This window comes from Streptomyces colonosanans (genome assembly GCF_001866645.1).
GTDB lineage: Bacteria > Actinomycetota > Actinomycetes > Streptomycetales > Streptomycetaceae > Streptomyces > Streptomyces colonosanans.
Genome location: NZ_MLYP01000001.1, coordinates 1 through 24,633, shown reverse-complemented (window position 1 = coordinate 24,633; position 24,633 = coordinate 1). Strand labels below are relative to the sequence as shown.

The following is a 24,633-nucleotide window of genomic DNA, read 5'->3' as shown; positions in this document are numbered from 1 at the left end:
GTCCACCGGAGAAACAGGCCACTTGGTGTCCGCCTGAACCGCCCACTTGCTGTCCGCCGGAAGATGACTCTTCGCGCCGGCAAGGCCACCAAATGCTCCGAAGGCCACAACGGCGGAGAAGGCGGCGACAAGTACCGAGCGAAGCATTTTCTTACGCATCGTCAGCTTCGTCCTCACTCGAGAGTCCCCTTTCCCCCGTCCGATATGACGATGGCTCATTCGGACACATCATGGCCACACAATCGGTGCATCATGTTCCTGCATGTTCAGGACCCTGGGGGGTGGAGATTTGCCAATGAATCAGACAGATGCGACACATCCCCATGCGTCAACCGCACTGTGTGACGTAGGTGGCCGACTCTATGCGGGCGCCTTGCGCACGGGACGCATCGCCCGCGCGGACGCGGATTCGGCACCCTGCCTGATGGAATTCGCCCTGTTGCACCCCGACCCCGACGACCCGGACTGGCTGCGCCCCGTACTGCCGGCCGTCGCCCTGGCCCAGCGGCTCAACACCATCGAGCGCGAGATAGCCGAGCACCGGCGACGGTCCATCCAACTGTCCGACGTCTTCGAGCCGTTCATGGCGCTCGGACCTCAGACCACGGCGGACACCCACTCGATCACGGTGCTGGAGGGCGCCGACCGGATCAACGCCGCGCTCGACCTTGCCACGGCCCAGTGCCAGAACGAGGTGGTCACGGTCCAGCCGAGCAATCGGTTCTCCGAGCGCACCACCCTGCAGGGGCTCGAGCGCGACAAGGCACTGGTCGAACGTGGTGTGCGCATCCGGACCCTGTATCAGCACACGGTTCGGTTCAACCTCAAGCAACTGGCCTACGGGGCCCGGTTGAGCAACGGCAAGGTGGAGTACCGCACCATCGACGAACTCGTCGAGCGTCTCATCATCTGCGACGAGTCGGTCGCCTTCATCCCCACCCGCGATGACCAGCAGATGGCTCTGGAGTTGCGTCACCCAGGTCTCGTCCGCTACCTGATCAAGGTCTTCGAGTTCATGTGGAGCCGTGCGGTCCCCCTGAGCGCCGGCGCTCCCTACGAGACCGCGCCCGACGGAATCACCGACATCCAGCACTCCATCGCCAAACTCCTCGTGGAGGGCCACGTCGACGAGGCCATCGCCCGCCGCCTGGGCATGAACGTACGCACCTGCCGCTCCCACATCGCCAAACTGGCCACGTCCCTCGGTAGCGGCAGCCGTGCACAACTCGGCTATCTCATAGGCCGGTCGGGGCTTCTGGAACACCGGGAGCCGTGACCGGGAGCAGTTCGGGAGCGCGCGGGGGGCCGTCCAGGCCCGCCTGCGCGATGCGGACGCCCAACTGGGTACGGCTCGCCGCACCCAACGTCTCCGAGAGACGGGCGATGTGCGCGCGGCAGGTACGGACGCTGATGCCCAGGCGTTCGGCGATGGCGGCGTCCTGGTGACCCTCCGCGAGCAGCGCCGCGATCGAACGCTCGCGCAGGGAGATGCCGTCGATGCCCGTCTCCGGGAGCGGTGACGTCAGCGGGATCGCCAGCTGCCACAGCCGTTCGAAGACCGTCACCAGATACTCGATGAGGGCCGGGTGGCGCAGCTCCAGCGCGATCGTGCGATCCGTGTTCGCCGGGATGAAGGCGACCGTGCGGTCGAAGAGGATCAGGCGCTCGGGCACCTCGTCGAGAGTGCGCGCCTGGGCCGCTTCGCCCATCAGCTCCATGTAGGTGCGCAGGCCCTGGCCGTGCCGGGCCACATGGGTGTACAGGTCGCGCATCCGCACACCCCGCCGGCGCATCTCCAGCGCCCGGTGCAGGCCCTCGGCGAGTTCGTCCTCGCGGCGGATGCCACCCGGCTGCACCGCCAGCACCTCGCTCGTACACCGCTCGGTCGCCTCGTCCATCGCGGCCTGGATCCGCGGCAGCCCGTCCAGGACACGGATCGCCGCACCCTCCACGGGAGACTGCTCGCGGTCGCCGAGCCCGGCATACCACTCGACCGCGGCCACCGCCGTCCCTACCCGCGCCTGGCTCGCGCGCACCTCATCGTGCATGCCGCGCAGCAGCCGGGTCATGACCTCCTGCGGGCGGGTCGGCACCAGCCAGTCCATGTCGTCGGGGTCCGGGTGCAGCAGCGCCAGGTCCAGCAGGCAGGACACCGCCGCGGCGTCGGCGCGAGGCACCCGGCCCCGGCTCACCGCCTGGGAGTAGACACGGGTCCCGGCCTCGCAGAGCCGGTCAGCGCCGTGCGGATGCGCGTCCGTCCAGTGCCCGGCCATCTTCCACCCCTGGCTCCACTCCTGGCTCCGGCCTCCTGCGCGACGCACCTCACCATCGCCGTCCATGACGTGCGCCCGGACGCCGCCCATGTCGCGTCCCGCACGCCTTCGCAGCGCAACTATGCGCGGCCCCGCCCTCCTCCGCAACACGTCTCCGCCATCTCAACTCCCGGAATTCACCTGGAACATCCGAGATCCTCCCCACCTCCGGAACGTCCGTTGCGGCAGGTCGGCAGGGTGGCACGGGCAGCGTGCCCGTGGTGAGGAGCAGCCCGGGCCGACGCGGACCTGATCGTGCCGTGGCGGCTGCCGCTCGGCTCTCCCCCGTCCGGGGGGCGGCACACGGGGAGGCGGTGTCGGTGTTCTCCCGGCCCTTCACGCAACGGGGTGCCCTGCCCCCGGACCGGTGCGCGGGCAGCCGCAGGCGGCGGCAGCCCGGACGGACGGACGGCGTCACCCCGTACACGGCGTGCACCGAAACCAGCGGACCGCCGCAGGCCATGGCGGAATTCGTACGGGCGGCGTCGAACCGCCCCGCCCGGCAGCGGGCCCCCGGTGTCACCCGGCGCGCCGCCGCGGCCCACCCGCTGTGCGGGCTACTTCAGATCGATCGCCGCGCAGGCCACCCGGTACGGCACGGTGCAGATGTCGTTGACGGTGTAGATGCCGTCCTGGAGGACCGTCTCCTTGATGTTGGCCTTCGTGAGGGCGACCACGGGCACCAGCATCGCCGGGATCCGCTTGTGCGTCGGGCTGTCGACCTTGTCGCGGGTCAGCGCGTCGAACTCGATCGAGCGGCCCTGGACCTTGGCCACCGCTATCTCCGCGGCGTTGTTCGCCTCCTCCGGGTACGACTTGTACACGCTCATGTACTGGTCGCCCGAGACGATCCGCTGCACCGCCTCCAGTTCGGCGTCCTGCCCGGTCACCGGCGGGACCTTGAGGGCGCCCGCCCCCTTCAGCGCTTCGATGACGCCGCCCGCCATGCCGTCGTTCGCGGAGTAGACGGCGGCGATGTTGCCGAGACCTACGGACTGGATCGCCTCCGCCATGTTCGCCTTGGCGTTCTCCGGCTTCCAGTCCTTGGTGTCGTACGACTTGACGATGTTCACCTTGCCCTGAAGCTCGCCGAGCGCACCCTCCTTGAACTGCGCCGCGTTCGGGTCGGTGTCCGAGCCGTTCATCATGACGATCTTGCTGCTCGGCGCCTTGCTGCCGAGCGCCTCGAGGATCGCGCGGCCCTGCACCTGGCCGACGAGTTCGTTGTCGAAGGAGATGTACGCGTCGATCGGGCCCTGCGCGAGCCGGTCGTACGCGATGACCGGGATGCCCGCGTCCTTGGCCCTCTTGACGCCCGGCGCGATGGCCTTGGCGTCCACGGCGTCGACCAGCAGCACGTCCACCTTGTCGGCGATCATCTGGTCGAGCTGCTCGCTCTGCTTGGCCGCGTCCTGCTCGGCGTTGGCGTAGCGGACCTTGCCCTTGTTGTCGGTGAGGGAGGCGACCTGCTCCTTGATGATCGGGTAGTCGAACTTCTCGTAGCGCGTGTTCTCCTTCTCCGGCAGAAGGAGACCCACCGTGATGTCGTTGCCCTTCTTCGGGGCGGCGGAGCTGCTGCCCCCGCCGATCCCGTCGATGACGCCGCAAGCGGCGAGTGAGAAGGCCGCCGTGGAGGCTGCCAGGGCTATAGCGGTACGGCGCACAGCGGTCCTACGGGTGGTACGGGCGTTCACATCAGGTGCCTTCCGGGCGGGGGTATTGCGACCCCGGTGGCTGAAAGCCAACGCGGCGATGACCTGCAGCGTCAAGGAGTACCGGTTAACGAGATGGCAACAGCAACAGCATGGAAGTCGAGCGAAGACCGACAAAGTCCGGTGCGCGGACCACCCCCAAACCTTCACGCCATGGATTTTTGATCCCAAACCCGGGCAGATCCCGCGCCCGACGTGCCGTCAGCCATCCTGAAATCCCCAGGTGTTCGGTCCGGCGGCGCATACATGATCTTGGTCACGTGTGGTGGTGTGCGCCGATCACACGCTCTCGAACCAGCCACTCATGCCACGCGTCGCATGCCTCGGCATCCACAGCCCACCGGGCCCCGACAGGGGCGTACCACCTGTCCGCACGCGGGAGTTCCGCGGGACGGACGTAACCAAGCGGTCGACCACACCTCGGGCAGCCGGGCTCCGGCTTCGCGTTCTGCCGAGGGGCGACGTCAAAGTCCGCCACACCGTCAGCCGCTCATCGGCCCGGAGGGCTCCGAGGCAAAGGACAGATGGTCGGATCGCAAATACCTGTACAACCTCCTCCCCGTCTCGCACGTCATGATCAGGAACGCCTTCTCGCGTCTCGATCCGATCAGAGGACCGAATGAACCCAGCCAGACGACGCACGACTGCCGCGACCGCCACCGCCGTCGCGCTGGTCACCGCCGGCGGCCTGCTCACCGCCGTCGCCGCCGCGCCCGCCTCCGCCGCGACCTCCTGCACCTCACCGGTCTTCAAGCGGCAGTTCTTCGCGAACACCGGCTTCTCCGGCACGCCGAAGAGAACCGACTGCGACAGCGCCATCGACGAGAGCTGGAGCGGCGCCCCCGTCTCCGGGCTGCGTTCGGACAAGTTCGGCGTCCGCTGGACCGTCACCCGGGACTTCGGCTCGGGCGGGCCCTTCACCTTCAAGGCCGCCGGGACCGACGGAATCCGCGTCTATCTGGACGGTGTCCGGAAGATCGACCTGTGGTCGGACACGTCGAGTTCGCGCTCGAAGACCCTCAACCTCACGGTCCCCAAGGGCTCGCACACCCTGCGGATCGACTACGTGAACTGGACCGGCAAGGCCGTCGTCAAGTTCACTTACACGCCGCGGACTTCCGCCACCGTCGACAAGGTCAAACCCCTGACCCCGACGGGCGCCAAGGTCGCCTACGACACGACGACGCGCAAGGCGAAGGTGTCCTGGGCGAAGAACAAGGAGATGGACCTCTCCGGCTACCGCGTCTACCGCCGCCTGAAGGGCAGCACCAGCTGGACCGGGCTGCCCACGACGACATCGACGACGTACCCCGACACACCCCCGCCGACCGGCCAGGTCTTCTACTACGAGGTCCGCGCCCGCGACAAGGCGGGCAACGAGTCGGCCGGCACCGCCGACCTGGCCGTCACCACCGTCGACAAGACCCCGCCGGCCGCGCCCTTCGTCGAGATGGACGCGTGCCCGGCCGGCCGGCCCTACGCGGGCCCGGAACTCGTCACCACCCCGCAGAACGCGGCGGACATCGCGCTCTACGAGCTGCAGCGGCAGAACCCCGTCACCAAGGCGTGGTCCACCGTGTACTCCGGCACCAAGGGCGCGACCTGCGACACCGGGCAGATCGCCGACGGCAGCAAGGTCACCTACCGGGGCCGGGCCCGGGACGCGGCCGGCAACTGGTCCGTGTACTCGGCCGCCGCCACGTTCACCACCTTCGACCTGACCCCGCCGGCGCCCACCGCCGACGCCCGCGTCGAGTACCGCTCGGGCGTTCCCCACCTGGTGTGGTCCCCGGTACCCGAAGCCGCCTCCTACCGGGTCTTCCAGTACGACCCGGCGACCGGCGGCTACCTCGACGCCCTGCCCGGCGGCGGCACCACCAAGAACACCGACGTCGTACCGCGCCAGCTGGTCGCGGTCGCCGACACCTACCGGTACGCGGTGCGTGCCCTGGACGCGAACGGCAACGCCGCCGCCCCGGTGGAGGTCGCCCTGTCGATGGCCGCCCGCCCCGAGGCCATCCCCCCGTTCCGGACCACCGCGACCCTGAACGAGAACAAGCGCGTGTCGATCTCGTGGGGCAGCGCCGACCCGTGGACCTTCGACGAGGGCCCGCTGCTCACCTACCGGGTCGTCCGGACCGACCCGGCGACCGGTGAGAGCACCGGCGTGGACCAGTGCAATCCGACGTACTCGCTGTGGGCGGACAGCGACGCGCCCGCGTACGCCGCCGGCCACAAGCAGATCATCGGCACCTGCTGGGACGCCTCGGGCGATTCCGAGACGCCGTACGAGTACCGGATCGTGACGGTCGACCCGTACGGGCACGAGTCGCAGCCCGGCCCGGCCGCCACCGCGATCCCCTGGGACTCCTGGCTGTAAGAAGCCTCGCCCGCGCGCCGGGCGTCCGGAGGGACGCCCGGCGCAAAGACAGGGCCGTCGGACCGTAAAGGTCTGTACAACCTCTTCGCCGCCTCGCGTGTCGTGATCGGGAACGCCTTTCCGCGTTCCCGATCCGATCAGAGGACCGAATGAATCGAGCCAGACGACGCACGAACGCCGCGGCCGCCACCGCCGTCGTGCTCGCCACCGCGGGTGGTCTGCTCACCGTCGTCGCCGCCCCTGCCTCCGCCGCGACCTCCTGCGCCTCTCCCGTCTTCAAGCGGCAGTTCTTCGCCAACACCTCCTTCTCCGGTACCGCGAAGAAGACCGACTGCGACTCCACGATCAATGAGAACTGGGGCACCGGCGCCCCCGCCTCCGGGCTGCCGAAGGACAACTTCTCCGTCCGCTGGACGGTGACCCGCGACTTCGGCTCCGGCGGCCCGTTCGCCCTCAGCGCCGCCACGCAGGACGGCATCCGGGTCTACCTGGACGGCGTCCGCAAGGTCGACCTCTGGAAGAACGTCTCGACGACGGTGACCAAGACCGTCAACGTCACCGTCCCGTCCGGCAAGCACACCCTCCGCGTCGACTTCGTCAACTGGACCGGGAAGGCGAACGTCAAGTTCGCCTACACGCCCCGCACCTCGGCGACCGTCGACAAAGTCAAGCCCCTCACCCCGGCGGGGACTTCGGTGAAGTACGACGCCGCGACCGGCAAGGCCAAGCTGACCTGGGCGAAGAACAAGGAGATGGACCTCGCCGGCTACCGCGTCTACCGGCGGCTGAAGGGCGCCTCGTTCAGTGGAACGCCGCTCGCCACGACCACCTCCACCACGTACACCGACATCACCCTGCCGAAGACCGTCGCCACCTACTACTACGAGGTCCGCGCCTACGACATGGCCGGCAATGTGTCCGCCGGCACCGCGGACCTGCCCGTCACCACCGCCGACCGCACCCCGCCCGCCGCCCCCACCAAGCTGAAGGCCGAAAGCAGCAGCGACGGAGTGCTCCTCGCCTGGAACATGGTCGCGGATGCGAGCTCGTATCGCGTGTACCGCGCCACGAGCTCCGACGGCACCTACACCCGCATCGCCGCCACCGGCCTGAACTCCTACGTCGACGGCTCCAGCGCCGATGACACGCGGTACTACTACCGCGTCACGGCCGTCGACGCCGCCGGCAACGAGTCCGCGCGGTCCGCCACGGTCTCCGCGACCCGCTGGGACGTGACGCCGCCCTCCGCCGTCACCGGGCTGACGGCCACCCCGACCCGCTACGGCTTCCACCTCACGTGGGACGCCAACCCGACTCCCGACCTCAGCAGGTACGTCGTCTATGCCGGTGAATTGGTCGGCGACGACGAGGAGCAGGCCTGCATAGTCAACGAGGTGGCGTGGCTGTTCGCCGACACCACCTCCTACGACTACGCCACCGTCCCGGACGGCGAGGAGCGCTGCCTCTTCGTCGACGCCGTGGACGACAACGGGAACTCCCACTACCGGCAGACCCGTTCGCCGAACATCGTGACGGCGAACGAGCTGGACACCACCCCGAGCGTGCCGACCCCGGAGGACTCATCCGTCCGCCTGTACCACTACGCGGACAACGGCGTCATCGAGCTGAACTGGAACCGCGTGGCCGACGCCACCGGCTACCAGATCTACCGCTGGAACCCGGACACGCGCGCCTACGAGAAGCTGGCGGCGACCGCGAACACCTCGTACTCGTACACCGATACCGGCGCGGCCCGCGGCGACACCCACTACTACTGGGTGACCGCACAGTACGCGGACGGTACCGAGTCGGCGCCGGGAGGGGAGACCGCCGTCCTCCGCCCGTGAGCATGCGAAAGGGGCCCGGAAACCGGGCCCCTTTCCACAGACGTACAGGTCAGTCCGGGGACTGCTGCCGCTTGGGCCGCCACACCACCAGTGCGCTGGTCTGCTGCACCTCCTGGTACGGCACCAGGTCTCGGCGGTACGAGGCATGGACGGCGGCCTCGCGCTGCCGCATCGCCACCGCCGCACCGTCCAGCGCGGCCTCCAGCTCCGCTACGCGGGACTGGAGTGCGGCGACCTGGTTCTCCAGTTCGATGATGCGCTTGATGCCGGCCAGGTTGATGCCCTCGTCCTGCGACAACTGCTGCACCTGGCGGAGCAGTTCGATGTCACGGGCCGAGTAGCGGCGGCCCCGGCCGGCCGTGCGGTCCGGAGACACAAGACCCAGGCGGTCGTACTGGCGCAGAGTCTGCGGGTGCAGACCGGAGAGCTGGGCCGCCACCGAGATGACGTAGACCGGGGTCTCCTCGGTCAGTTCGTACGGGTTGCGTCGACGACCGTCCATCTCCTTATGCTCCCTTCGCGGCCTGGAACAGCTCCGTGCGCGGATCCTCCCCCGCGGTTGCCTCGCGATACGCCTCCAGCGCGTCACGAGCCTTCCCCGACAGATCCTTGGGGACACTCACCTCGACGGTGACCAGCAGGTCACCGCGAGTGCCGTCCTTGCGGACCGCGCCCTTGCCGCGGGCGCGCATCGTGCGCCCGTTGGGTGTGCCCGGGGGCAGCTTCAGCGTCACCGGGGACCCGCCGAGCGTGGGCACCCGGACATCGGCGCCGAGCGCCGCCTCCGCGAACGTCACCGGCACGGTCACCGTCAGGTTGTCGCCCTTGCGGCCGAAGACCGGGTGCGCGTTCACATGCACGACGACGTACAGATCGCCGGCCGGGCCGCCCCGCTCGCCCGGTGCGCCCTTGCCGCGCAGCCGGATGCGCTGCCCGTCGGACACTCCGGCCGGGATGCGGACCTGCATCGTCCGGGACGACTTCGCCCGGCCGCTGCCCTGGCAGACATCGCAGGGGTTCTCCGCGATCAGACCGCGGCCCTTGCAGTCCGAGCAGGGGTCGGTCAGCGAGAAGCCACCGCCCGAGCCGCGCGACACCTGGCCGGTACCGACGCAGGTCGGGCACACACGGGGGGTGCCGTTCTTGTCGCCGGTGCCCGAGCAGGCCTTGCAGGGCGCCTGCGAGGACATGCGCAGCGGTACGGTCGCGCCGTCCACCGCCTCCATGAAGCTCAGCGTGACCTCGGACTCGATGTCCTGGCCGCGCCGCGGCTGCGTACGCGTGCCCGCGCCACCGCCGCGATTGAACAAGCCCCCGAAGACGTCACCGATACCACCGCCGAAGCCCCCTTGGGCGCCGCCCTGGCCGCCGAAGAGGTCGCCGAGGTCGAAGTTGAACGAGCCGCCCCCCGCCCCGGGACCGGGGCGGAAGCCACCGTTGCCGAAGAGGGCGCGGGCCTCGTCGTACTCCTTGCGCTTCTTGGGGTCGCCGAGGACGTCGTTCGCCTCGGAGATCTCCTTGAAACGTTCCTCCGCCTTGGCGTTGCCCTTGTTGGCGTCCGGATGGAACTCGCGGGCGAGCTTCCGGTACGCCTTCTTGATCTCGGCCTCGGTGGCGTCCTTGGGGACGCCGAGGACCTTGTAGAAGTCCTTCTCGATGAAGTCCTTGGTGCTCATCCCCGACGTCCCTCCTTCTCTCCCGTAGGGATCTCCATTCGGATCTCCGCGTGGGACTCCGTATGGATCTCCGTGTCGATTACGTCAGCCCTCGTCCGGGCCACCGTTCTCCTTGTCCTCGCCCGCCTCGGCCGACTCCTCGGCCTTGGCCGCCTGCGCCCCCGGCTGCGGCTCGGCGACGGCCACCCGCGCGGGGCGGATGGTGCGCTCGCCGAAGCGATACCCGGGCTGCAGAATCGCCACGCACGTCGTCTCCGCCACGTCCGGCGCGTACGAGTGCATCAGGGCCTCGTGGATCGTCGGGTCGAAGGGCTCGCCCTCCTTGCCGAACTGCTGCAGACCCATCTTCCCCACGACGGTCTCCAGCGACTCGGCGACGGACTTGAACCCGCCGACGACCTCACCGTGGTCCCGCGCGCGGCCGATGTCGTCGAGCACGGGCAGCAGCTCGTTCAGGAGGTTCGCGACGGCGATCTCCTTGACTGCGGCCCGGTCGCGCTCGACGCGGCGACGGTAGTTCTGGTACTCGGCCTGGAGGCGCTGGAGGTCCGCCGTGCGCTCGTTGAGCGCCGTACGTGCCTGGTCCAGCTGGGCCACCAGTCCGGCGGTCTGTGTGCTTGCGTCCCCCGCCGGGGCCGCCGCCTCCTCCGAAGAGGGGGAGGCGGCCTGCGGCTCGGCGTCATCAGGGGTGGCGCCGGAGGGGACGTCGGGCTTCTCGTCGAAGCCCGGGGTCTCCTCCGTCACGCGGCACCGTCCTTACGCTCGTCGTCCACGATCTCGGCGTCGACCACGTCGTCGTCCGCCTTGGCCTCGGAAGCACCGGCGGAGGCACCGCCCGCGGCCTGCTGGGCCTGGGCGTCGGCGTACATGGCCTGGCCGAGCTTCTGCGAGACGGCAGCGACCTTCTCCGTGGCGGTACGGATCTCGGCCGTGTCCTCGCCCTTGAGCTTCTCCTTCAGCTCGGCGACGGCGGTCTCGACCTCGGTCTTGACCTCGGCCGGGACCTTGTCCTCGTTGTCCTTGAGGAACTTCTCGGTCTGGTAGACGAGCTGCTCGCCCTGGTTACGGGTCTCGGCGGCCTCGCGGCGACGGTGGTCGTCCTCCGCGTACTGCTCGGCCTCCTGCCGCATCCGGTCGACCTCGTCCTTCGGGAGCGAGGAGCCGCCGGTGACGGTCATCTTCTGCTCCTTGCCGGTGCCGAGGTCCTTCGCCGTGACGTGCATGATGCCGTTGGCGTCGATGTCGAAGGACACCTCGATCTGCGGGACACCGCGCGGGGCCGGCGGCAGACCGGTCAGCTCGAACATGCCGAGCTTCTTGTTGTACGCCGCGATCTCGCGCTCGCCCTGGTAGACCTGGATCTGCACGGACGGCTGGTTGTCCTCGGCCGTGGTGAAGATCTCCGACCGCTTGGTCGGGATCGTCGTGTTGCGCTCGATCAGCTTGGTCATGATGCCGCCCTTGGTCTCGATACCGAGAGACAGCGGGGTGACGTCGAGCAGCAGGACGTCCTTGACCTCACCCTTGAGGACACCGGCCTGCAGCGAGGCGCCAATGGCGACGACCTCGTCCGGGTTCACGCCCTTGTTGGCCTCGTTGCCGCCGGTCAGCTCCTTGACGAGCTCGGCGACGGCGGGCATACGGGTCGAGCCACCCACGAGGACGATGTGGTCGATCTCGCTGACGGAGACGCCGGCGTCCTTGATGACGTTGTGGAACGGCGTCTTGCAGCGCTCCAGGAGGTCGGCCGTCAGCTGCTGGAACTGCGCCCGGGTGAGCTTCTCGTCCAGGTGCAGCGGGCCCTCGGCGGAAGCCGTGATGTACGGCAGGTTGATCGAGGTCTCGGTGGACGAGGACAGCTCGATCTTGGCCTTCTCAGCGGCCTCACGCAGGCGCTGGAGCGCCATCTTGTCCTTGGAGAGGTCCACGCCGTGGCCGGACTGGAACTGCTTGACCAGGTAGTCGACGACACGCTGGTCCCAGTCGTCACCACCGAGGTGGTTGTCACCGTTGGTGGCCTTCACCTCGACGACGCCGTCGCCGATCTCCAGCAGGGACACGTCGAAGGTGCCGCCGCCGAGGTCGAAGACGAGGATCGTCTGGTCGTCCTTGTCAAGGCCGTAGGCGAGCGCGGCCGCGGTGGGCTCGTTGACGATACGCAGGACGTTCAGGCCCGCGATCTCGCCGGCCTCCTTGGTGGCCTGGCGCTCGGAGTCGTTGAAGTAGGCCGGGACGGTGATGACCGCGTCAGTCACCTTCTCGCCCAGGTACGCCTCGGCGTCCCGCTTCAGCTTCTGCAGGATGAACGCGGACATCTGCTGCGGGTTGAAGTTCTTGCCGTCGAGCGCGATCTTCCAGTCGGTGCCCATGTGGCGCTTCACGGAGCGGATGGTCCGGTCCACGTTGGTGACCGCCTGACGCTTGGCCACCTCACCGACGAGCACCTCGCCGTTCTTGGCAAAGGCGACGACGGACGGCGTGGTCCTGGCGCCCTCGGCGTTGGTGATGACGGTGGGCTCGCCGCCTTCCAGAACGCTGACGACGGAGTTAGTCGTGCCCAGGTCGATGCCGACCGCACGTGCCATTTCGATTCCTCCAGCTGACTTGAGTGCAACAGGCTCAAGGATGCACGAGAGACCGGCATGCCGTCAACAGACCTGAGTCATGCCCGCTCAACTTTTATCCGATGCCGCACGGCAACCATGGAAACATCGCAGGTGGCGGCCGGGATGACCCGCCCCTCACCACTTCGCCGGACCGCGCCCGGCAGCCCGGTCGGGCCTCTCGGCAACCCGTCGATCACCCGTACAGCACTGCTGGGGCCTCCCCGGGGTTCCTCGACGTCGCCCTCGCCCGGCGGGACCGCAGCGGCGGCGTTCGCCCGAACCCCGAAAGGGCCGACGGCACGGGCGGCAGGGGCGGCTGGGACGACTGAACGGAGGCAGGGGTTCCCCACAGCGACGCAGATCACCGCTCACGGCACTACAGTGCGCCACAAGATATGGGTAGTCTCAGACGGACTGCATAAGTTACCGCTTAGTAATCACCTTCGAAGTACACCTGAAGCAGACGGAAGTACATCGGAGGCAGGAAATCCCCTCGCAGGCCCGAGGAGCCCCCAATGCAACTCGCCGCGATCATCGTGTCGCTGGTTCTGATCGTGGTCGGCGTGGCGCTGTTCGGCCGCGCCCTCCTACAGATCTACGCCCACATGCGGCTCGGCCAGCCCGTGCCCGCCGGGTCCCGCACCAACGATCCCAAGCAGCGCACCATCACCGTGGTCAAGGAGTTCGTCGGCCACACCCGGATGAACCGCTGGGGCGTCATCGGTGTGGCGCACTGGTTCGTCGCGGTGGGCTTCTTCACCCTGCTGCTGACCATCGTCAACGCGATCGGCCAGCTCTTCCAGGCCGACTGGATCCTGCCGATCATCGGCAACTGGGCGCCGTACAACGTCTACGTCGAGTTCATCGGCACGATGACGGTGGTCGGCATCCTGGTCCTGATCGTGATCCGCCAGCTGAGCAAGCCGAACAAGCCGGGCCGCAAGTCCCGCTTCGCCGGCTCCAACTTCGGCCAGGCGTACTTCGTCGAGGGCGTCATCCTCATCGTCGGCGTCTGCATCTTCATGCTGCACGCCCTGGAGGGTGCCCAGCACCACGTGGACGGCTACGAGGCCTCGTTCTTCCTCTCGTACCCGGTCGTGTCGTGGCTCGAGGGCATGGACCTCTCCACGCTCCAGAACCTCACGTACTTCTTCGCGGGCCTGAAGATCGCGACCTCCTTCATCTGGATGATCACGGTCTCCCTGAAGACCGACATGGGCGTGGCCTGGCACCGCTTCCTCGCCTTCCCCAACATCTGGTTCAAGCGCGAGGCCGACGGCGGTACGGCCCTCGGTGCCCTGCAGCCGATGACGTCGGGCGGCAAGCCGATCGACTTCACCGACCCCGGTGAGGACGACGTCTTCGGTGTCTCCCAGGTCGAGCAGTTCTCCTGGAAGGGCCTGCTGGACTTCTCCACCTGCACCGAGTGCGGGCGCTGCCAGTCGCAGTGCCCGGCCTGGAACACCGGCAAGCCGCTGTCCCCGAAGCTGCTGATCATGTCGCTGCGCGACCACGCGCACGCCAAGGCGCCGTACCTGCTGGCCGGCGGCGGCAAGACGATGGAGGGCGACGAGAAGGCCTCCGCGGAGCAGCTGGCCGGTGTGCCCGCGTCCGCCCTCGCCGAGGCCGAGCGCCCGCTGATCGGCACGGCCGAGGAGAACGGCGTCATCGACCCGGACGTCCTGTGGTCCTGCACCACCTGCGGCGCCTGCGTCGAGCAGTGCCCGGTGGACATCGAGCACGTCGACCACATCGTCGACATGCGCCGCTACCAGGTGATGATCGAGTCCGCGTTCCCGTCCGAGGCGGGCACGATGCTCAAGAACCTGGAGAAGAAGGGCAACCCCTGGGGCCTGGCCAAGAAGCAGCGCCTGGAGTGGACCAAGGAGGTCGACTTCGAGGTCCCGGTCGTCGGCAAGGACATCGAGGACCTGTCCGAGGTCGACTACCTGTACTGGGTCGGCTGCGCCGGCGCCCTTGAGGACCGCGCCAAGAAGACCACCAAGGCCTTCGCGGAGCTGCTGCACATCGCCGGCGTCAAGTTCGCGATCATGGGCGGCGACGAGAAGTGCACCGGTGACTCCGCCCGCCGCCTGGGCAACGAGCCCCTGTTCCAGGAGCTCGGCATGGAGAACGTCGCCGCGCTGAACATGGCGTTCGGCGAGGACGACGAGGACGAGTCGACGAAGAAGCCGAAGTCGGCGAAGAAGATCGTCGCCACCTGCCCGCACTGCCTCAACACCCTCGGCAACGAGTACCCGCAGCTCGGCGGCGACTACGAGGTCATCCACCACACCCAGCTGCTGCAGCACCTCGTCGACGAGGGCAAGCTGATCCCGGTCACCCCGGTCGAGGGCATCATCACCTACCACGACCCGTGCTACCTGGGCCGCCACAACAAGATCTACACGCCTCCGCGCGAGATCATCGGCAAGGTCCCGGGCCTGCGCAACGAGGAGATGCACCGCCACAAGGAGCGCGGCTTCTGCTGCGGCGCCGGCGGCGCCCGGATGTGGATGGAAGAGCGGATCGGCAAGCGCATCAACGAGGAGCGTGTCGATGAGGCGCTGTCGCTGAACCCCGACATCGTGTCGACGGCCTGTCCGTTCTGCCTCGTCATGCTGACCGACTCGGTCAACGGCAAGAAGAACGAGGGCAAGGCCAAGGAGTCCATCCAGGTCGTGGACGTCGCCCAGCTCCTCCTGGACTCCGTCAAGACGCCGCCGGTCGACCCGGCCGGCTCGGCGGAGCAGGAGAGCGAGCCGGCGCCCGAGCCCGTGAAGTAGACGGGTTCACACGCCGCACAGGGGCCGGGGTCGCAGTACGCGACCCCGGCCCCTGCCGTATGCGCATGAGGCAGGGGGACAAACCCCAAGAAGCCACTGAGACCTCCCTGATTCCCTGGCTCAGGGCCCTTAGGGGATGTCACAGCTCGGCCCCAATGGCGGGCCCGTTGCCCTGGGCCCGGCCCGCCACCCTCCGGAAACAGGTACGTTCGAAGGCGTGGCTGGATTCAGGAACGGACGCGACCGGGCGGGCCGCGCTCCTCAAGCGCGACCGCAGCATCCCCCGTACGGACAGCAGGCGCCGCAGGACCCGTCGTACGGCTACCCCTCCGCGCCGCAGCAGTACGGCGGTGCGCAGCCGCCCTACGGCGGCGGCGGACGGCCGCAGTGGCAGCCGCCCCAAGGCCACGGCGAGCCGGAGTACTTCGGCGACGCCGGCCAGGGCTACCAGCACGCGGACCCGTACGCGGCCAACAGCCCGGGCCACACCCAGGCGTTCTCCATCGGCGAGGACCCCTACAGCGATGCCGAGACGTACCGCGCGGGCCAGGCCGCGGCCCCGCCGATCGGGCCGCCCCTGCACTGGAAGGACCTGCTGCGGGGCATCGTGATGTCCCCGAACCATACGTTCCTGCGGATGCGGGACTACACGATGTGGGCCCCGGCCCTGATCGTGACCTTCCTGTACGGCCTGCTCGCGGTCTTCGGCTTCGACCGCGCCCGTCAGGACGCGATCAACGCCACGCTGTCGAACGCGATACCCATCGTCCTGACGACGGCCGTGGCGATGGCGATCAGCTCCTTCATCCTGGGCGTGGTCACCCACACCCTGGCCCGCCAGCTCGGCGGCGACGGCGCCTGGCAGCCCACGGTCGGCCTCTCCATGCTGATCATGTCCATCACCGACGCCCCCCGCCTGTTCGTCGCGATGTTCTTCGGCGGCGACGCGTCCTTCGTCCAGATCCTGGGCTGGGCGACCTGGCTCGCGGCCGGCGCGCTGCTGACCCAGATGGTCTCCAAGTCCCATGACCTGCCGTGGCCCAAGGCGCTGGGCGCATCGGCGATCCAGCTGATCGCCATCCTGTCGATCATCAAGCTGGGGACGTTCTAGTGCCCCGGCAGGCAACGTTTGCCCGTTGAGGAGCGGCGTCATGGGGGCACCTCCCGCTCTGGGGTCCCCCCTGCTCGAAGAGCTTGGGGGACGCGTGCCAGGCTTAGCGACGGGGCGAACGTTGCCTGTTGGGGCACTGGCGGTTCGGTGCTCCGGGACCCGTCCTGCTGTGATCCGCATCAGCACAGGCCCCAGGGCACCGGGATCCGTGGACCGCGCGCCCGGGCGTGGCACCGGGAAAATCGGTGTCACCGCCAACTGCGCCGGCCCTACTGTTCGGGCTCATGGATGACACCACCGCCCCGCCGCGGCTGACCCGACTCACCTTCCACGGCCCCCTCTCCGAGGACCGGGCCGCCGGGATGATCCGCCGACTCACCGCCCAGGCCGCCCCGGCCCCGACGACCGTGCTCGACATCGGCTGCGGCTGGGGCGAGTTGATGCTCCGCCTCCTGGAGGCGACGCCCGGCGCGACCGGCGTCGGCATCGATCTCAACGAGGACGACCTCGCCCGCGGGCGCGCGGGCGCCGAGGCCCGCGGTCTGGCCGAGCGCGTCCGCTTCGTCCAGGAGTCCGCCGTCGACACCACCCAGGGCCCCGCCGACCTCGTTCTCTGTCTCGGCGCCAGCCACGCCCTCAGCGAAGCCCAGCCACCCGAGCACACGACAGCCGCCCTGCGCGCGCTCCGGCGTCTGGTCACCCCGGGCGGCCGTGTCCTTCTCGGCGAGGCCTTCTGGCACCGCCCGCCCACTCGCGGCGAGTTGTCGGCCATGTGGCCGGACGCCTCTGCCTCCGAGTTCCACGACCTCGCGGGCCTCGTCGACCTCGCCGTCGCAGCGGGCTTCCGCCCCTCCTGGATCGAGACCGCCGGCCGCGACGAATGGGAGCACTTCGAGTCCGCGTACCAGTCCGACGTCGAGGAATGGCTCGCCGCCCACCCCGATCACCCCCTGGCGAAGGAGACCCGCGACCGCGTCGACCGCCACCGCAGCACGTGGCTCCGGGGCTACCGTGACGTCATGGGCCTGGCCTACCTGACCCTCGTGCCCGTGAGCTGAGAGGCGACAAGCCCGGGCGTCCCCGCCTCGGCGTCCCAGCCTCGGCGGTCAGCCGTCCGTGCCCGATGTGATCCCGCGGAAGGGCTTACAGCGCGTCTTTCGACGGCGTGATCGGCGTGCCCGCCTTACGGCACGGAGGCAGCACAGACCACGGGAAGTTGATCCAGTCGTCCGTCCGCTTCCAGACGTACTCGCACTTCACGAGGGAGTGGGACTTCTCATAGATCACCGCGGAGCGGACCTCGGCGACGGTCTCCAGGCAGAAGTCGTGCACCAGCTTCAGGGTCTTGCCGGTGTCCGCCACGTCGTCGGCGATCAGCACCTTCTTGTCGGTGAAGTCGATCGCGTTCGGGACGGGAGCGAGCATGACGGGCATCTCCAGCGTGGTGCCCACACCCGTGTAGAACTCGACGTTGACCAGGTGGATGTTCTTGCAGTCCAGCGCATACGCCAGACCACCCGCGACGAACACCCCGCCGCGCGCGATGCTGAGCACGATGTCGGGCTCGTAGCCGTCGTCGGCGATGGTCTGGGCGAGCTCCCGGACGGCGCGGCCGAACGTCTCGTAGCTCAGGTTCTCCCGTATCTCGCTCGTCATGATCCCGCTCACACCTGGGTCCGATGGAAGTTGAGGAAGGAGCGAGAGGGGGTGGGCCCGCGCTGCCCCTGGTAGCGCGAACCGTACCGCTCACTGCCGTACGGATACTCGGACGGCGAGCTGAGCCGGAACATGCACAGCTGCCCGATCTTCATGCCCGGCCAGAGCTTGATGGGGAGGGTCGCGAGATTGGACAGCTCGAGGGTCACGTGCCCGGAGAAGCCGGGGTCGATGAACCCGGCGGTGGAGTGGGTGACGAGACCGAGCCGCCCGAGGGAGCTCTTCCCCTCCAGCCGCGACGCGAGATCGTCGGGCAGGGTGATGACCTCGTACGTACTGGCGAGGACGAACTCCCCGGGGTGGAGGATGAAGGGTTCGTCACCCTCGGGCTCTACGAGCCGGGTGAGGTCGGCCTGCTCGATGGAGGGGTCGATGTGGGGGTACTTGTGGTTCTCGAACACCCGGAAGTAGCGGTCGAGCCGCACGTCGATGCTCGAGGGCTGCACCATGGCCGGATCGTACGGATCGATGACGACCCGCCCCTTGTCGATCTCGGTCCGGATGTCTTTGTCTGAGAGAAGCACCCCCCGAGAATACGCAAGGCGCGCGGAGCCACCACAATCGTGACGACTCCACGCGCCCGCACCGCTATGCCACTACTGCTTCTCCAGGGCCACCGGCACCGCACTGCGGAGCCGGTGGCAACGCGGACACCGGACGAGCCGACCGGGGCCGAGGCGCTCTGCCTGCTGCATCGGGAACGAAGCGGTACTGAACACGTGCCCTTCGGCACAACGGACGACGGTGCGCTCCATCAAGTCCTCTGAGTCCCTTCCCCAAGAGCCTTCGTCTCACTGGCGTGACGGACGACGAAAGCCACATTACGGGATCAAAGGGACGGCTCTCCAGAGGGCACTCCGGCCGCCCACAACCCCTCTCCCGGACCCCCACCGTACGCCCCAACTCGGGCCCCCCGCAGGCCCGTCCACGCTCTCAAACGACTGCGGACCCCACGGCTTCAGCACCGGGGGTCCGACATGAGGTACAGTGAGCGAGCGTTCCAGCACCCATGGTGCGGAGTGTTACGCGGGTGTAGTTTAATGGTAGAACATCAGCTTCCCAAGCTGAGAGCGCGAGTTCGATTCTCGTCACCCGCTCCACGAAGAAGGCCCAGGTCGGAGACCCGGGCCTTTTTGCTGTGCATGGTGATCAGGTATCGCGTGCCAGATTCGTGCCAGAAGGTTTGTCGGCCGCCTTCTTCGCCACCTCAGCCCGAGCCTTCCGAACGGTGGCATCGAGGCCGGCGGCGACCTCCTCCTGCCGCTCCTCGTCGGAGTGCTGATAGACCAGCGCAGCCTTCTCGGAGGACTGCCCGGCGCGCACCATCGTGTCCTTGAGGGTGGCACCGGACCGTGTGGACAGCGTGTGCCCCGTGTGGCGGAGATCGTAGAACCGGAAGACCTCGGGCATGCCGACGATCTCACGCGCCCGTCGCCACTTCCGCCCGAAGGTGCTGCGCCGGAACGGCGCTCCCTTCTCGCCGACGAAGATCAGCCCATTCGGTCCCGGCTCGGCGTAGCTCTCCAGGTGCCACCGGAGCTCCCGGCGGAGGAACGCGGGAAGAATCACAGTCCGAGTTCCGGCTTCGGACTTGGTGTCGCCGTGGACGCGCCGACCGTCCATGCGCTCCGGCTCGGCGAGGCGGACCCGGATGCGCAGGTTGTCGACGTCGACGTCCTGGCGCCGGAGGCCGGCCAACTCTTCTGGTCGCATCGGTCCGTAAGCGCCGAGGTACACCATCAGCCGCCACCGCATTCCTACGGCATTGGCAAGAGCGTCGACCTGGGCGACGGTGGCGATAGGCCGCTCGGCAGCCTTCTCCTTACCGGCGCCCTTGATCCGGCACGGATTGCGCTGGATCAGCTCGTCATCGACAGCCGTTTCCATGATGGCTTTCAGGAGCCGGTACGCCTTGGCTGTGATCGTCTTGGCGCCTGTGATCCGCAGCCGTTCGGCTCGCCACTCACGGACGCGAGGTGCGGTGATCTCGTCCAGGTCCAAGTCCGTGAAGGCGGTCAGGTGCTTGTCGAGGAGGTAGCGGTAAAGGTCCCGGGTCAGCGGGGCCAACTCGCGCTCGTCCACCCATTTGTCGGCGTAGGCACGGAAGCCCACCGCGCCAGCTTCAGGATCTCTCCACTCACCCCGGCGGATCTCGGTCTGCTTTTCAGCGAGCCAGTCATCCGCGTCGGCCGTCGTCTCGAAGGTGAGGGGAGCCGGACGCATCACGCCGTCAGGGCCCGGATAGCGCGCCTGGTACCGGCCGGAAGGCAGCCGCCTGATCGCCCCGAAACGGCGCCGCCTGCCCTTGCTGTTGGCCATCAGGCAGCCCTCCCGTAGCGAGCACGGGGCCGCCTGCGCGGCTCCACCGTGTGGGACGTGATGAACTCTTCGACCGCGCTCGCCGGGATACGGACGTGACGGCCGACCTTGACGTACCGGATGCGCCGCTCCTCGATGAGCCGCCGGGGGAAACGGGCAGTGGTTCCAAGCAGCTCGGCGACCTGGTCCACGGAGAGATAGCGGTCGTTCATGTGGTCGGCTCTCCTTCCGTTCCGGGTGCGGGTTCGAGGGATTCGGCAAGCCAGGCTTCGGCGGCACCATCCGGCCGCTTTCGCGCCGCCGGAGCGGAGCCGCCGCCAGGCCGCCACCAGCAGGAGGTCGACGGAGACCGGGTAGGCCCATGCCTTCCATCCGTGCTGTCCGGCAGCCGAGGCCAGGTCGTGCAGGTGGGCGAAGGACAGCGCGGCGGCGATCAGCGCTTGGACGAGTACGGCGTCGAGGCGGACGGGCAGGGTACGCACGGCGCGACTCCTTCCGGTTCCAGGCATGGAGGGGGTAGGGACGTGGCACGGGACGGCCGTGCCGGCCGTGGGAGCGGGTGCGCTTACTCGGGGACAGGGCGAGCCGTGGCCACGGGCCCGGGCGCCTCCACCGGCGTCGGCGGGACGTACGGACGGAAGGGATCGAGCGCCGGTACGTCGGGGGCGAGGTGAGCCGTCGTACGGCAGGTGGCCGCAGCGTCGGCGAGAGAGAGGTAGGGGGTACGGATGCGGGACCAGCCGCCGGAGGTGTCGCCGATGACGGCCAGGCCGGGCAGCTCGGGGGCGATGGCGCAGGCCGCGAGGACGGCCTCAGGGGCGATGTCGCCGAGCGCCATCTTGGCCGAGGCTTCGTCGTTCTCCCGGTGGCAGACGCGTCCGGTGAGCTGAGCGCGGAGCATGGTCGCGCCCTTGCCCAGCTCGGCGCCGAAGCGCTGTCCGCAGACTTCGAGGTAGATGCCGGCGGCCCGGCCGAGTTGGGCGAGCCGGATGAGCCGGATGAGCCGGGTGACCATCTCGTCCCGCCGTTCCTCCTCCTCCCGTGTGGCGACGAGGAAGAGTTCGGCCACCTCGTCGATGAAGAGCACGATCGGAGCGGGACGTTCGTCCTCTGGCAGCCCCCAGATGTCTGAGGTGATCAGCTCTTCCGGGGTGCCGGGCGCGATGCCCTGCCGGGTCTTTAGGCCGCACAGGTCATCCTTAGCCGCCGTTCGCTCGATGACCACGACCCGCCGACGGTAAGACCGCCTCCCGGCAGGAGACTCTTCGGCTGACAGAGGTACGAGAGCCAGCAAGAACCGTACAGACCAAACCAATGTGGGCGCCCCGCTATGGAAATCCGATTTTCGGCATAGGGCGTGACGAGGAGGCGGTTAGTGTTGCAATTCAGTAATTCGACCGAACGCTTCGGGAGATTGCGCCGGCGCGCTTGGATGGTGGCGTTCCTGACTGTGTTCGCTGTCCTGGTGGGCATGCCCGCGTTCGCCGTCGATGGGACCGTATGGACGACGTTGCCTTCCTTGTCCACGCCCCGGGACGGCCTTGCGGCGGCGGCCGCGCCGTGCCCTTCAGGACAAAAGGGCACCTGCGTCTACGCCGTCGGCGGCGACAACTTCAGCGGGCCGGTGGAGTCGTACAGCCCGGCGACCAACCGCTGGTCGACGCAAGCGTCCCTGCCCACGCCCCGGGAAGAGCTTGCGGCGGCGGCCGCGCCGTGCCCTTCAGGACAAAAGGGCACCTGCGTCTACGCCATCGGCGGCTTTACCGGCAGCCGTATCGCGGGGACGGTGGAGTCATATAACCCGGCGGCCAACCGCTGGTCGACGCAAGCGTCCCTGTCCACGCCCCGGGACGGCCTTGCGGCGGCGGCCGCGCCGTGCCCTTCAGGACAAAAGGGCACCTGCGTCTACGCCATCGGCGGTAGCAGCGCCACGAACGCTGCGGAGGGGACGGTGGAGTCATATAACCCGGCTACCAACGCATGGACGACGCAAGCGTCCCTGCCCACGCCCCGGGACGGCCTTGCGGCGGCGGCCGCGCCGTGCCCTTCAGGACAAAAGGGCACCTGCGTCTACGCCATCGGCGGTTTTGCCGGCAGCGGGCGGGTGGGGACAGTGGAGTCGTACAACCCAGCCACCAACGCATGGTCGACGCTAGCCTCCCTGGCCACGCCCCTGAACGGCCTTGCAGCGGCGGCGGCGCCGTGTCCACCGGGCCAAAGTGGTAGCTGCGTCTACACCATGGGCGGCGACAATGGCATCGGCAGGGGACAAGTGGGGACGGTGGAGTCGTATAACCCGGCTACCAACGCATGGACGACGCTGTCGTCACTGCCCACGCCCCGTTCCTTCCTTGCGGGCGCGACCGCGATGTGTCCGCCTGGCCATAGAGGTACCTGTATCTACGCTGTAGGCGGCATTGGCAACTCCGGCGACGTGGGGACAGTGGAGGCCCTAGACCCCCCGGCTGGCCCCGATCCCAAGCACTAGAGGTCGTGTACCGCTGACATCCACGCCTAATGGGAGCTACGGAGCTGGGGAATGCTCGGTTCCGTAGCCACCAGCAGGTGAGCACTAACTTCGCCGGAACCAGTCGAGTTCTGGTGTCAGACCGTGCCCCTGCTGGTCGGCCGGGAGGCCCGACCGCTGATGGGGTGGCGTGCCCGCCCCATGGGGCGTGAGCACTGGATCCATTAGGCCGCGTGCCGTGCCTTCCGCAGGCTGCACCGCTGGGTGAGTACGTGACTGGGGAGGGTCTGTTGCTCCAAGGCCAATTACGCCCGGTTGGTCGAACTTGTAGAGCGGCGATCTTGAGTCTTCCGCACAGTTGTGATCGGCCTAGGGAGGAGTTGACGTGGTCGACGTTCACCAAAGCCCGGTGACTAGTGGGGGCCCAGCGGCTGATCAGGATGCCTCCATCGCCGTGCGCGCCGATTCGACAAACCGCCCCTGGCACCGCAGATACGCCTCCCGCACTTCGTCGAAGCGAGCGCGCGCGTCCGCGTCACCGCAGGTGATGTGCCATAGACACCGGTTGACCTTCAGCGCTGCGTCCAGGACGGCCTGGGCCGCTACGGCGGTCGCAGAGGGCCCCTCCAGGACCACGACACGGACGCTGTGCATGAGAGGAGCGTAGGCTTCACGTAGCTCCGAACGCAGATCCTCAAGGCGCGTCAGCTGCTGGTCCGGGCTGGGGATCTCGTGGAACGCGTCCAAGACCCTTCGGTACAACTCACCCACGACATGGGCGCGTTCCATTAGATCAAGGTAAGCGGCCCGTCGTAACTCCCGTACTCGTCCACGGTGCTGTGCCTGTGCCAAAGCTTCGGCTTGGACCCGGGCGGCCCGCACGTTCCCCAGGTTGGTCACCCAGCTCGCGAAGACGGCCGTGCCGCCGGTGAAAGCTGCGACCCACATCGCACTGTCCCCCACGCCGATCAGTGTCGGTGAGGTGCCGGACGCTGTCGAGGGCGCCTTTGGACCTGCCCGGCGGATCCTGTCGGAGAGGCGGGGCACTGGCACGCACATGTGCCGCGTTGTCACGGCCAGCGCCATGATGCACTGCAACGGGGCAGAGGACGGCCAGCGCGTTCGCCACGTCATCTCCTGAGGTGGTGGTCGCACGGCAGCGGCGCCGACGGCAGTACTGACGGCAACGACGGCGGACGGCAGCGGCACTCGGCGGCCCAGCACGGTGGCAGCACGAGATGATCTGACCGGCCCACCAAGGTGTGCCCGCATCTTCCAAGCGCCTGGCCCCGAGGGGCGCATGCGAAACCCCCAGGTCAAAGACCCGGGGGTGCTGCCAAGAGTGGTCAGAGGTGGATCACCGACAGGCGCATGGACTCGTCCGGCCTTGGGAAGTGGCCGCCTGACCGAGATGCGTGGCCACGGCTTGCAGCAGTGCGGCGGCGGCCATCCGGGTCACCGGGTGCGCAACTCCCCTGCGGAGCAGGGTCCGTGAGGTCGCTCGTGCTCCTTGCAGTCGTGCGTGGTTCGGCGGTGCCGGTCGATACGTCATCGCCGTCCTCCCTTCCGTATGACTGGTACGCCCGGGCGCGACGGCCTTGCTGAGCCGTCGGGCCCGGGCGGTCTGCCCGGCCGGGCATCTACCGGTCGGCGGGCTGGAATCCGCGCAATCGCAGGCTGTTGCCGACGACGAAGACCGAG

18 protein-coding genes, 1 tRNA gene and 2 pseudogenes are annotated in these 24,633 nt (G+C 68.5%); 8 read left to right on the top strand and 13 right to left on the bottom strand.

What is annotated here, in order from left to right:
* Nucleotides 1–295 precede the first annotated feature (295 nt).
* Nucleotides 296–1,276, top strand: a complete 981-nt coding sequence (locus tag BIV24_RS00100; RefSeq protein WP_079167910.1) for a helix-turn-helix transcriptional regulator — start codon at nucleotides 296–298, stop codon at nucleotides 1,274–1,276.
* Here BIV24_RS00100 and BIV24_RS00095 read toward each other — a convergent pair.
* The gene (locus BIV24_RS00095; RefSeq protein ID WP_071364005.1) at nucleotides 1,236–2,273 is read right to left on the bottom strand and encodes a helix-turn-helix transcriptional regulator; all 1,038 of its coding nucleotides are present in this window, start codon (nucleotides 2,271–2,273) and stop codon (nucleotides 1,236–1,238) included. The genes BIV24_RS00100 and BIV24_RS00095 overlap by 41 nt on opposite strands.
* Before the next feature lie 596 nt (nucleotides 2,274–2,869).
* Nucleotides 2,870–3,976 carry a sugar ABC transporter substrate-binding protein gene (locus BIV24_RS00090; protein WP_071364004.1) on the bottom strand — a complete coding sequence of 369 codons (1,107 nt, stop codon included), beginning with the start codon at nucleotides 3,974–3,976 and terminating at the stop codon, nucleotides 2,870–2,872.
* Between the two features lie 667 nt (nucleotides 3,977–4,643).
* On the opposite strand from BIV24_RS00090, the gene BIV24_RS00085 reads away from it, so the two are divergent.
* On the top strand, nucleotides 4,644–6,404 hold the full coding sequence (locus tag BIV24_RS00085) for a fibronectin type III domain-containing protein (protein ID WP_079167908.1): 1,761 nt from the start codon (nucleotides 4,644–4,646) through the stop codon (nucleotides 6,402–6,404).
* Between the two features lie 149 nt (nucleotides 6,405–6,553).
* Nucleotides 6,554–8,251 carry a PA14 domain-containing protein gene (locus tag BIV24_RS00080; protein ID WP_071364003.1) on the top strand — a complete coding sequence of 566 codons (1,698 nt, stop codon included), beginning with the start codon at nucleotides 6,554–6,556 and terminating at the stop codon, nucleotides 8,249–8,251.
* A 49-nt stretch (nucleotides 8,252–8,300) separates the two neighbouring features.
* Here the strand turns inward: BIV24_RS00080 and BIV24_RS00075 are convergent, their stop codons facing one another.
* The 4 genes from BIV24_RS00075 to dnaK form a co-directional block, all read right to left on the bottom strand.
* Complete coding sequence (locus BIV24_RS00075; RefSeq protein WP_071364002.1) at nucleotides 8,301–8,753, bottom strand: heat shock protein transcriptional repressor HspR; 453 nt, start codon at nucleotides 8,751–8,753, stop codon at nucleotides 8,301–8,303.
* A gap of 4 nt (nucleotides 8,754–8,757) precedes the next feature.
* Complete coding sequence (gene dnaJ, locus BIV24_RS00070) at nucleotides 8,758–9,927, bottom strand: molecular chaperone DnaJ (RefSeq protein WP_071364001.1); 1,170 nt, start codon at nucleotides 9,925–9,927, stop codon at nucleotides 8,758–8,760.
* An 84-nt stretch (nucleotides 9,928–10,011) separates the two neighbouring features.
* On the bottom strand, nucleotides 10,012–10,671 hold the full coding sequence (grpE, locus tag BIV24_RS00065; RefSeq protein ID WP_071364000.1) for a nucleotide exchange factor GrpE: 660 nt from the start codon (nucleotides 10,669–10,671) through the stop codon (nucleotides 10,012–10,014).
* Entirely contained in the window at nucleotides 10,668–12,512 is a 1,845-nt protein-coding gene (gene dnaK, locus BIV24_RS00060; RefSeq protein WP_071363999.1) for a molecular chaperone DnaK, read from the bottom strand. The genes grpE and dnaK overlap by 4 nt, the downstream gene beginning before the upstream one ends.
* A gap of 536 nt (nucleotides 12,513–13,048) precedes the next feature.
* Here dnaK and BIV24_RS00055 point away from each other — a divergent pair.
* The 3 genes from BIV24_RS00055 to BIV24_RS00045 all read left to right on the top strand — a co-directional run bounded on the left by BIV24_RS00055 (nucleotide 13,049) and on the right by BIV24_RS00045 (nucleotide 17,488).
* The gene (locus BIV24_RS00055) at nucleotides 13,049–15,319 is read left to right on the top strand and encodes a (Fe-S)-binding protein (protein ID WP_071363998.1); all 2,271 of its coding nucleotides are present in this window, start codon (nucleotides 13,049–13,051) and stop codon (nucleotides 15,317–15,319) included.
* A 136-nt stretch (nucleotides 15,320–15,455) separates the two neighbouring features.
* Nucleotides 15,456–16,430 (top strand): Yip1 family protein, encoded by a 975-nt coding sequence (locus BIV24_RS00050; protein ID WP_079167907.1) that lies wholly within the window; start codon nucleotides 15,456–15,458, stop codon nucleotides 16,428–16,430.
* 284 nt (nucleotides 16,431–16,714) lie between these two features.
* The gene (locus BIV24_RS00045; RefSeq protein ID WP_079167906.1) at nucleotides 16,715–17,488 is read left to right on the top strand and encodes an SAM-dependent methyltransferase; all 774 of its coding nucleotides are present in this window, start codon (nucleotides 16,715–16,717) and stop codon (nucleotides 17,486–17,488) included.
* An 85-nt stretch (nucleotides 17,489–17,573) separates the two neighbouring features.
* On the opposite strand, the gene BIV24_RS00040 is transcribed toward BIV24_RS00045, so the two are convergent.
* Nucleotides 17,574–18,086, bottom strand: coding sequence for a phosphoribosyltransferase (locus BIV24_RS00040; protein ID WP_071364007.1), 513 nt, complete (start codon nucleotides 18,084–18,086; stop codon nucleotides 17,574–17,576).
* Nucleotides 18,087–18,094: 8 nt separating this feature from the next.
* Nucleotides 18,095–18,670, bottom strand: coding sequence for a dCTP deaminase (gene dcd, locus BIV24_RS00035; protein WP_071363996.1), 576 nt, complete (start codon nucleotides 18,668–18,670; stop codon nucleotides 18,095–18,097).
* Between the two features lie 502 nt (nucleotides 18,671–19,172).
* Here dcd and BIV24_RS00030 point away from each other — a divergent pair.
* Nucleotides 19,173–19,246, top strand: a tRNA-Gly gene (locus BIV24_RS00030).
* Nucleotides 19,247–19,295: 49 nt separating this feature from the next.
* Here BIV24_RS00030 and BIV24_RS00025 read toward each other — a convergent pair.
* The 4 genes and pseudogenes from BIV24_RS00025 to BIV24_RS00010 all read right to left on the bottom strand — a co-directional run.
* Nucleotides 19,296–20,465, bottom strand: a complete 1,170-nt coding sequence (locus BIV24_RS00025) for a tyrosine-type recombinase/integrase (protein WP_071363995.1) — start codon at nucleotides 20,463–20,465, stop codon at nucleotides 19,296–19,298.
* Nucleotides 20,465–20,677: an excisionase family DNA-binding protein gene (locus BIV24_RS00020; protein WP_058916388.1), complete on the bottom strand. Its 213-nt coding sequence runs from the start codon at nucleotides 20,675–20,677 to the stop codon at nucleotides 20,465–20,467. The genes BIV24_RS00025 and BIV24_RS00020 overlap by 1 nt, the downstream gene beginning before the upstream one ends.
* A 63-nt stretch (nucleotides 20,678–20,740) precedes the next feature.
* A pseudogene (locus BIV24_RS00015) lies at nucleotides 20,741–20,974 on the bottom strand (DUF2637 domain-containing protein); the annotation flags it as partial.
* A gap of 56 nt (nucleotides 20,975–21,030) precedes the next feature.
* A pseudogene (locus BIV24_RS00010) lies at nucleotides 21,031–21,648 on the bottom strand (FtsK/SpoIIIE domain-containing protein); the annotation flags it as partial.
* A 192-nt stretch (nucleotides 21,649–21,840) separates the two neighbouring features.
* Here BIV24_RS00010 and BIV24_RS31055 point away from each other — a divergent pair.
* A complete protein-coding gene (locus BIV24_RS31055) occupies nucleotides 21,841–22,953 on the top strand; it encodes a Kelch repeat-containing protein (RefSeq protein ID WP_143064543.1) in 1,113 nt (370 codons plus the stop codon).
* A gap of 414 nt (nucleotides 22,954–23,367) precedes the next feature.
* Here the strand turns inward: BIV24_RS31055 and BIV24_RS34910 are convergent, their stop codons facing one another.
* The gene (locus BIV24_RS34910; protein ID WP_245766621.1) at nucleotides 23,368–23,586 is read right to left on the bottom strand and encodes a hypothetical protein; all 219 of its coding nucleotides are present in this window, start codon (nucleotides 23,584–23,586) and stop codon (nucleotides 23,368–23,370) included.
* Nucleotides 23,587–24,633 lie beyond the last annotated feature (1,047 nt).